Raw genomic sequence first — 8435 nt, 5'->3', positions numbered from 1 at the left:
CCGTCGATCAGCGAGTGGCGGCAGCCGTACTTGTTGTCGAACTTCGACTTCGTCACGGCGTCGTTCACGTTGATCGCCGGGAAGAGCAGGGTGCCAGCCTGCATCATCTCGTAGAGACGGTGGACACCGGTGGTGGTCTCCTCGGTCACGCCGCGGATCTCGGACGCGAGCTGCGTCCACTTCTGCGGGGACTCGGCGAGGGTGCGGTTGAGGAGGCGGAGGATGTAGCCGTACTCCTCGCTGTCCGCGGTGGCCGGGTCCGGGGCCGAGCCGGCCTTCTCGAACTCGACGCCCTTGTGGACGAGGAGGGTGGCGTCACCGCCGTCGTCCAGGATCATGTTCGGGCCGCCGGTGGGGGTGTTCGGCCAGGTCAGCGCCTGCTCCGTGCACCACCAGTACTCCTCCAGCGTCTCGCCCTTCCAGGCGAAGACCGGGACGCCCTGCGGGTTCTCCGGGGTGCCGTTCGGGCCGACGGCGATGGCCGCGGCGGCGTGGTCCTGGGTGGAGAAGATGTTGCAGGAGGCCCAGCGGACCTCGGCGCCGAGGGCGACCAGGGTCTCGATGAGGACGGCGGTCTGCACCGTCATGTGCAGCGAGCCGGTGATCCGGGCGCCGGCCAGCGGCTGCGTCTCCGCGTACTCGCGGCGGATCGACATCAGGCCGGGCATCTCGTGCTCGGCGAGGGTGATCTCCTTGCGGCCGAAGGTGGCCAGGGAGAGGTCGGCGACCTTGAAGTCCTGGTGGGCGGCAGTCGTCATGACTGGGCTGCTCCTCGTGTGTGCGAGTGCGAGGGTCGGTTGAGGCGCCTGGCACCACGGAAAAGCCCCCTGGACATACGAATGCCCGGGTGCTTCCTCGGTGCCGTCGTCGGAGGCCCTCTCTCCCTCGGCCGGTCCGCGGACCGCCCGACCGCCATCAGCAGCGACGTCTGGCTGGTCACGAATCTACACCGATCAGTGCGGGCGGCCACAGTCCGCATCAGGGCCGGGCGGGGCTTCGGTGCCCCGAGGACCGGGGTTTCTCGCGCCCGTTGCCGCCTGCCCGTACAGACGTGCGGGCGTAGGGCGTGCGGGTAGCCGGGCAGCCGGCGGGCGGATGTGCGAGGCCCCCGGGTCGTGTCGTCCCGGGGGCCTGAGGTGGTGCGGTGTGTCCGGCCGTGTGTCAGTGGCCGGGGCCGCCCGGGGTCTTGGCCGGGTTGTTGCCCGCCGAGGCCGCCGCCTCGCTGTAGATGTCGGGCTCCAGGTAGATGACCCGGGCGATCGGGACGGCGGCGCGGATGCGCTCCTCGGCGGCGTTGATGGCGTTCGCGACCTCGGTGGCCGTGTCGTCGTGCTGGACGGCGATCTTGGCGGCGACGAGGAGCTCCTCGGGGCCGAGGTGGAGCGTGCGCATGTGGATGAGGCGGGTGACGGTCTCGCCGTCGACGACGGCCTCCTCGATCTTCTTGACCTCTTCGGTGCCGGCGGCCTCGCCGAGGAGCAGCGACTTGGTCTCGGCGGCGAGGACGAGCGCGATGAGGACGAGGAGGACACCGATGCAGACGGTGCCGATGCCGTCCCAGACGCCGTCGTCGGTGGCCAGCGCCAGGCCGACGCCGCCGAGGGCGAGGACGAGACCGATCAGCGCGCCGAAGTCCTCCAGGAGGACGACCGGCAGCTCCGGGGCCTTCGCGCGGCGGACGAACTGCCTCCAGGACTGGTTGCCGCGGAGCTCGTTCGACTCCTTGATGGCGGTCCGGAAGGAGAAGCCCTCGGCGATGATCGCGAAGACCAGGACGCCGACCGGCCAGTACCAGGCCTCGATGGGGTGCGGGTGCTTGATCTTCTCGTAGCCCTCGTAGATGGCGAACATGCCACCGACGGAGAAGAGCACGATGGAGACGAGGAAGGCGTAGATGTAGCGCTCGCGGCCGTAGCCGAAGGGGTGCTGCGGGGTGGCCTCGCGCTGGGCCTTCTTGCCGCCGAGGAGCAGCAGGCCCTGGTTCCCGGAGTCGGCCAGCGAGTGGACGGCCTCGGCGAGCATCGACGACGAACCGCTGAAGAGGAACGCCACGAACTTGGCTACGGCGATCGCGAGGTTGGCGGCGAGTGCCGCCACGATCGCCTTGGTTCCGCCTGACGCGCTCATGGGTGTACGTGGTCCCTTCGTCGATGCTCCGGCTCGGTCGCCGCGGTTCGGCCGGTCATTGTCGCATCAGGCCACGACGGTGGCCCGGAAGACCGTCCCCGCCCCCGTCAGTTCGGTGGCCTCGCCCGCCGGTACGAAGACGGACTCCCCGGGGCCGAGGGTGACCTCGCCGGCCCGTGTCCGGCCCGCGACGGCGAGCAGGATCTGGGGGGTCGCGGCGGTGAGGTCGTTCGGGGCGGCGCCCTCCGCGCGGACGAACCGGGAGAGGCGGAACTCGTCGATCGGGGTCTCGTACACCTCCTCGCCGGAGGGGGAGGCCTCGGGGCGCAGGACGCTCGGGTCGTTCGGCTCGAAGCGGACGACGCGCAGGAGTTCGGGGACGTCGACGTGCTTGGGCGTGAGGCCGCAGCGCAGCACGTTGTCCGAGTTGGCCATGACCTCGACGCCGAGGCCGTCGAGGTAGGCGTGCGGGACGCCCGCGCCGAGGTAGAGGGCCTCGCCGGGCTGGAGCCGGACGCGGTTGAGGAGCATGGCGGCGATCACGCCGGGGTCGCTCGGGTAGTGGTGGGCCAGGGTCGCGTACGGGGCGTGGTCGCCGCCGAGGCGGTCGGCGGCGGCGTGGGCCTCGGCGACGGTGTGCGCCATCTCCTCGCGGTCGGCGGTGAGCAGGGCCGTCAGGACCTCGCGGAGCGCGGCCTCTTCGGGATGGGCGTGGAGGAGGTCCACGTACGGCTTGAGGGAGTCGACGCCCAGCGCGGCGATCAGGTCGGCGGCCTCGACGGGGTTGCGGAAGCCGCACAGGCCGTCGAAGGGGGTGAGCGCGCAGATCAGCTCGGGCTTGTGGTTGGCGTCCTTGTACGTGCGGTGCGGGGCGTCCACCGGGATGCCGGCGGCCTCCTCGGCGGCGTGACCGGCCTGCGCCTGGGCCAGGTCGGGGTGGACCTGGAGGGAGAGCGGGGCGCCCGCGGCGAGCAGCTTCAGGAGGAACGGGAGCCGCGGCCCGAACTTCTCGACGGCCCGCTCCCCCAGTTCGCGTACGGGGTCGGCGGCGATGAGCTCGTTCAGCGCGCCGCGCCCGGTGCGGGAGGGGGCGCCGGGGTGGGCGCCCATCCACATCTCGGCCTGGGGCTCGCCCGTGGGGGCGGTCCCGAGCAGTTCCGGGATGGCCGTCGTGGATCCCCAGGCGTAGGGGCGGACGGTGTTGACGAGGCGGTCCATGGTGCCTGCCAGCTCCTCGGGGTGGTGACGGATCGTGCGGGTGTCGGGAGACAGGTGACAGGGGGCGGGTGACGGGTGGGTGACGGTGCGGGGTCTTGGTGGTGGCCCTGCGTCAACCTCGGTGGGGCTTGTGCCGGTGGGTGTCGGGCCGGCGCTGTGCGGGTGCGGCTGAGGGGTGCCGGGGGTGCGCTTGGGCGCGCTTCGTGTGCGCTCTAGTGCGGGGTGCGCGCCGGGGTGGCCAGGGACAGGTAGACCGCTGCGAAGTCCGTCACCGCGAGCAGTTCGGCGAGGGTCTCCAGGTCGCCGCCCTCCTCCGGTTCCAGCTCGCTGATCGCGGTCTCGTGGCCGAGGGCCAGTTCGCGGGCCGCCGGGGCCGCGGTCAGGCCCTCCGCCGGGCGGTCGCGGAGCAGGACCACGCGCGCGCGGAGCGCCTGCTGTTCGTCCACGCGGTCGCGGAAGAAGTCGTCCGGGTCCGCGCCCGCCGCGTAGTCGCCCGCGAGGAGCACCCCGTGCGCCGGGAGCGCCTCCGGGAGTTCCGCGGCGAGCGCGGGCAGGCCTGCCAGTTCGGCGAGGACGGCGGCGAAACGGCGGCCCGCCGGGCCCGCGGCGTTGCCCTCGGTCCAGATCAGCGGCAGTGAGTCCGCGAGTTCGGCGGCGAGCGTCTTCGCCGGATTGCTGTACGTGGCGATCGCCGGGCCGCAGCGTTCCGCCGTACGGTCGAGCCGGTCGGCGACCTTCTCCAGCGCCTCCGGCGGCGCCTCGATGAGACCCACGCGGTCCAGGAGCGCGAGCAGCGGGGTGAACAGCGCCCAGAGGGCGCCCGGGCTGGCCGCGATGCTCTCGGCGTACTCGTCGGGCACCTCGTTCGGGGCGATCGCCATCGGGACGAACAGGCCGTGCGAGCCGTTCACCGTCTCGGCCAGCGGGGAGGCCTTCGGGGCGACCGCGACGACCGTGATCCCGCGGCGGTACGCCTGCTCGGCGAGGAGTGCCAGGCCCGGTTCCGTGCCGTCGGTCGTCGGGAGCAGCAGCAGGTCCACCGAACCCGCCCAGCCGGGCAGGGCCCAGCGCAGGGCTCCCGCCGCGGGGGCCACGCCGGTCGGCTGGAGCCGTACGACGGGGGCGGCGGCGCCGGCGAGCGCGCCGATCAGGTCCGCGACGCCCGCGGCGGCGGTGCCGGGGCCCGCGACCAGGACTGCGCGCGGGCGGCCCTCCGGGCGGAGGTCCGCGATGCCGGCCTCTGCGGCGTGCCGTGCGGCGGTCCGTACCCGGGCGCCGGCCTCGGCGGCGCCGCGGAGGAGGCCGCGGCGGTCGACCAGGGCGAGGTCGTCCGGGGCGTCGAGGAGGGTCTCGTCGAGCATGTGCGGTGCCTCCCTGTGCGGGGCGGGGTCCCGTGCGGGGTCCCGTGCGGGGCGCTGCTTGGGTTGGTGCGGGGCCTGGTGGTGCGGCCGGCGGGGCCTTCCCGGAAGGCGGGGCCAGCCCGTACCGCTCCTGTCACGGTGCGGGTCCGGGCGCGGGAGCCTGGGCCCGGCAAGGGGCACCGTCCCGTGTGCCCACCCTCCCCCAAGCTCTCGGCTTCGCTCGAGCAGGGGGACCCCCTTGCCCTGCGGGACGATTGCCCACACGGCAGCGGGTGCCGTCCCGGCGGGCGCAGCCCGCACGTGCGGGGCGTGAGCCGCACGAGTGGGGCGTCGCCCACAAGCGCAGGGCCTGAGCCGGACCGGCGGGCCGCAGCCCGCACGCGCAGGGCCTGAGCCGGACCAGTAGGCCGCAGCCCGCACGACACGCGAGGCGTGAACCACGCGAGCCGGGCACAGCCCACACGCGGGGCGTGAGCCGCATTGGCGAGGCACGGCCCGAACGGGTCGGGCTTGGGCCACACGCGCGGGGCGCAGTCCACACCCGCCGGGTGCGGGCCACACGGTTCGCGGCCTGGTCCACACGCGCCGGTGCGGGTCGCACCGTTCCCAGCCTGGTCCACACCGTTCGCGACGTGGTCCACACCGTTCACGATGCAGGTCACACCGTTCTCGGCCTGGTCCACGCGATTCGTCGTGCAAGGCACGGCCGGTTCGTCGGGTTCGGGCCGGTGGCTGGGGCGGCGGGGCCTCCCCCTGGGCTTACGCCGGCTTGCGGGCCTCGTCTACCAGGAGGACCGGGATGCCGTCGCGGACCGGGTAGGACAGGCCGCAGTCGGGGCTCGTGCAGGTCAGCTCGGGGGTCTCGTCCGCCGTGCGGTCGTTCAGCGGAGCGTGGCAGGCCGGGCAGGCCAGGATCTCCAGGAGGCCGGCTTCGAGCGGCATGGGGTGTCCCTTCGGACGGACGGATCGGGCCAGGTCAGCCTACCGCCGGGGAACGGGGCACGCCCCCGTTCCCCGGCGGTACGGCGGGGTCAGTCGGTCGCCCGCACCAGGGCGAGGACCTCGTCGCGGATCTTGGCCATGGTGGCCTCGTCGCGGGCCTCGACGTTGAGGCGGAGCAGCGGCTCCGTGTTGGAGGCGCGGAGGTTGAACCACCAGTCCGCTGCCGTGACCGTGAGGCCGTCGAGGGTGTCGAAGCCGATGCCTTCCTGGCCTTCGTACGTCGCCCGGACCTTCGCCGTGCTCGCCGTCTGGTCCTCGACCTTCGAGTTGATCTCGCCCGAGGCGGCGTACCGGTCGTAGGCCGAGACCAGGTCCGACAGGGTGCCGTCCTGGCCGCCGAGGGCCGCGAGGACGTGGAGCGCGGCGAGCATGCCCGTGTCCGCGTTCCAGAACTCCTTGAAGTAGTAGTGCGCCGAGTGCTCGCCGCCGAAGATCGCTCCCGTCTTCGCCATCTCCTCCTTGATGAAGGAGTGGCCGACGCGGGTGCGGACCGGCTCGCCGCCCTGCTCGCGGACGACCTCCGGCACCGACCAGGAGGTGATCAGGTTGTGGATGATCGTTCCGCCGGGGTTCTTGGCGAGCTCGCGCGCGGCGACGAGGGCCGTGATCGCGGACGGCGAGACCGGCTCGCCGCGCTCGTCGACGACGAAGCAGCGGTCGGCGTCCCCGTCGAAGGCGAGGCCGAGGTCGGCGCCCTCGGCCCGGACGCGGGCCTGGAGGTCCACGAGGTTCTTCGGGTCGAGCGGGTTGGCCTCGTGGTTCGGGAAGGTGCCGTCCAGTTCGAAGTACATCGGGACGGTGTCCAGGGGCAGGCCCTCGAAGACGGTGGGGACCGTGTGGCCGCCCATGCCGTTGCCCGCGTCCACGACCACCTTCAGGGGGCGGATCGCGGTGAGGTCCACCAGGGACTTGAGGTGGGCAGCGTAGGCGGCGAGGGTGTCGCGCTCGGTGATCGTGCCCTGCTTCGCCGCCGGCTCCGGGGCGCCCTTCTCCTGCCACTCCTCGGCGAGGGCGCGGATGTCCGCCAGGCCGGTGTCCTGGCCCACGGGGGCGGCGCCGGCGCGGCACATCTTGATGCCGTTGTACTGGGCCGGGTTGTGCGAGGCCGTGAACATGGCGCCCGGCAGGCCGAGGCTGCCGGAGGCGAAGTACAGCTGGTCCGTGGAGCAGAGCCCGATCAGGGTGACGTCGGCGCCGAGGCGGGCCGCGCCGCGCGCGAAGGCGGCCGCGAGGCCGGGCGAGGAGGGGCGCATGTCGTGGCCGATGACGATCGCGTCCGCGTCCGTCACCCGTACGAAGGCGGCGCCGAAGAGCTCGGCGAGCGTCTCGTCCCACTGGTCGGGTACGACTCCGCGGATGTCGTACGCCTTCACGATCTGCGACAGATCGGCAGTCACGGATCCACCCTCCTGAGTGCTCTGACACGCGTGTGCGGCGCGTGTACGGAACGCCAAAACTACCCGGAGCGGAGTCGGGGGGACGCGGACGGTGGCCGGTTGTCGTCCGTTGTCGTCCGTCGTCGCGTCGGTCGTCCGTCAGTTGTCGGGGGAACGGAGCACCCTGAGGTGTCCGCGGCGCCCGACCTCCATGGGGTCGCCGCCACGGCCTCCGCCGCCCTTGCCGCCGGCCTCGGCCGCGCGCTCGTGGGGGCGGGCCGCCTCCCGGACCGCGTTGGCCAGCGCTTCGAGGTCGTCGCCGCTGGGGCGGGCGGGGGCGGATCCGTCGGAGAGCCGCACCACCTCCCAGCCGCGGGGCGCGGTGAGGCGCTCGCTGTGCTCGGCGCACAGGTCGTAGCAGTGGGGCTCGGCGTAGGTGGCGAGCGGGCCGAGGACCGCAGTCGAGTCGGCATAGACGTACGTCAGTGTCGCGACGGCAGGGCGGCCGCACGCGGTGCGCGAACAGCGACGTACAGGGCTCACGACGTTGGACGGTACCGCACTCTTGAGCGGGCCGCGACGACTCTCCCTCAGGTCACTCCACCGTGTCGCGGTGTGACGTCCGCCACCCCCGTTCGAGTGGTGGCCGCTCTGACCTGCGAGGGAGGGGGTGCAAGGGGGTGGGGGTGGGGAGCTATCCGGACACCTTGGGATACAAATCCGGTCAACCAGGGCCAGATGGCCGATCGCCACGGGCTGTCGAATCGGGCGTCGGTCCGGCCGGAATGTTCAGAATTCGACAGAGGGCGGGGCGGGAGCGCCTGCCACGCCGGGAAGTCGGCGTGGATACGCCACGGTCCTGTGGGACGGATGGGGGTTACGCTGCGTCAGTGATGGACAGTCCTGTGCCGCCGAGCCCCTCGCACCGTCCCGCGGAGCCCCCGGCCGAGCCCCGTGTCCGCCGCCGTGACCGGCACGGCCGCGGGATGCGGGGACCGGTCGCGCCGCCTCAGGTGCCGCTCTCCGCGAGCCGGGCCGACACCTTCCGCGATCTCGTCCTCGACTCGGTGGAGCGCCTCGAACGGCGCTGGCCGCAGCTGGCGGACGTCGACTTCCTGGTGATGGAGGTGCCGCCGCCGGTGCCGGGCGAGACGGTGCCGCTGGGGGGCGCGGTGCCGGCCGAGAAGGGGGAGCCGGCTCGGGTGGTCGTCTATCGGCGGCCGGTGGAGATCCGGTCGAAGAGCCGGGACGAGCGGGCGCTGCTGGTCCACGAGGTCGTGGTGGAGCAGGTCGCCGAGCTGCTCGGGCTCTCGCCGGAGTCCGTCGATCCTCGGTACGGGCAGGACTGAGG

Annotated in this window: 8 protein-coding genes; 1 reads left to right on the top strand and 7 read right to left on the bottom strand. The window is 73.1% G+C overall.

Going from position 1 to position 8435, the window contains the following annotated elements:
- From GGE06_RS41765 to GGE06_RS41735, 7 genes are all read right to left on the bottom strand, one after another.
- Positions 1 to 758: adenosylhomocysteinase (locus GGE06_RS41765; protein ID WP_184933304.1), on the bottom strand; the 758-nt coding region annotated here is incomplete at its 3' end.
- Positions 759 to 1161: 403 nt separating this feature from the next.
- A complete protein-coding gene (locus tag GGE06_RS41760; RefSeq protein ID WP_184933303.1) occupies positions 1162 to 2127 on the bottom strand; it encodes a cation diffusion facilitator family transporter in 966 nt (321 codons plus the stop codon).
- A gap of 66 nt (positions 2128 to 2193) precedes the next feature.
- Positions 2194 to 3345, bottom strand: coding sequence for a mannose-6-phosphate isomerase, class I (manA, locus tag GGE06_RS41755; protein WP_116160672.1), 1152 nt, complete (start codon positions 3343 to 3345; stop codon positions 2194 to 2196).
- A 212-nt stretch (positions 3346 to 3557) separates the two neighbouring features.
- Positions 3558 to 4706 carry an SIS domain-containing protein gene (locus GGE06_RS41750; RefSeq protein WP_116160671.1) on the bottom strand — a complete coding sequence of 383 codons (1149 nt, stop codon included), beginning with the start codon at positions 4704 to 4706 and terminating at the stop codon, positions 3558 to 3560.
- A 759-nt stretch (positions 4707 to 5465) separates the two neighbouring features.
- The gene (locus tag GGE06_RS41745) at positions 5466 to 5648 is read right to left on the bottom strand and encodes a Trm112 family protein (RefSeq protein ID WP_116160670.1); all 183 of its coding nucleotides are present in this window, start codon (positions 5646 to 5648) and stop codon (positions 5466 to 5468) included.
- Between the two features lie 89 nt (positions 5649 to 5737).
- Entirely contained in the window at positions 5738 to 7105 is a 1368-nt protein-coding gene (locus GGE06_RS41740) for a phosphomannomutase/phosphoglucomutase (RefSeq protein ID WP_116160669.1), read from the bottom strand.
- A gap of 138 nt (positions 7106 to 7243) precedes the next feature.
- Positions 7244 to 7678 carry a DUF3499 domain-containing protein gene (locus GGE06_RS41735; protein WP_116165501.1) on the bottom strand — a complete coding sequence of 145 codons (435 nt, stop codon included), beginning with the start codon at positions 7676 to 7678 and terminating at the stop codon, positions 7244 to 7246.
- A gap of 299 nt (positions 7679 to 7977) precedes the next feature.
- Here GGE06_RS41735 and GGE06_RS41730 point away from each other — a divergent pair, with 299 nt between their 5' ends.
- Positions 7978 to 8433 carry a metallopeptidase family protein gene (locus GGE06_RS41730; RefSeq protein ID WP_116160668.1) on the top strand — a complete coding sequence of 152 codons (456 nt, stop codon included), beginning with the start codon at positions 7978 to 7980 and terminating at the stop codon, positions 8431 to 8433.
- The last annotated feature ends 2 nt before the right edge of the window (positions 8434 to 8435 follow it).

Origin of the sequence: Streptomyces nymphaeiformis, assembly GCF_014203895.1 — a bacterium.
In the GTDB taxonomy this organism is placed as follows: domain Bacteria; phylum Actinomycetota; class Actinomycetes; order Streptomycetales; family Streptomycetaceae; genus Streptomyces; species Streptomyces nymphaeiformis.
This window is presented reverse-complemented; position numbering and strand designations above follow the sequence as displayed.

Coding starts and splice junctions, on each gene's coding strand:
- GGE06_RS41760 (WP_184933303.1), bottom strand. CDS start 2,127: ATGAGCGCGTCAGGCGGAACCAAGGCGATCGTGGCGGCACTCGCCGCC.
- manA (WP_116160672.1), bottom strand. CDS start 3,345: ATGGACCGCCTCGTCAACACCGTCCGCCCCTACGCCTGGGGATCCACG.
- GGE06_RS41750 (WP_116160671.1), bottom strand. CDS start 4,706: ATGCTCGACGAGACCCTCCTCGACGCCCCGGACGACCTCGCCCTGGTC.
- GGE06_RS41745 (WP_116160670.1), bottom strand. CDS start 5,648: ATGCCGCTCGAAGCCGGCCTCCTGGAGATCCTGGCCTGCCCGGCCTGC.
- GGE06_RS41730 (WP_116160668.1), top strand. CDS start 7,978: ATGGACAGTCCTGTGCCGCCGAGCCCCTCGCACCGTCCCGCGGAGCCC.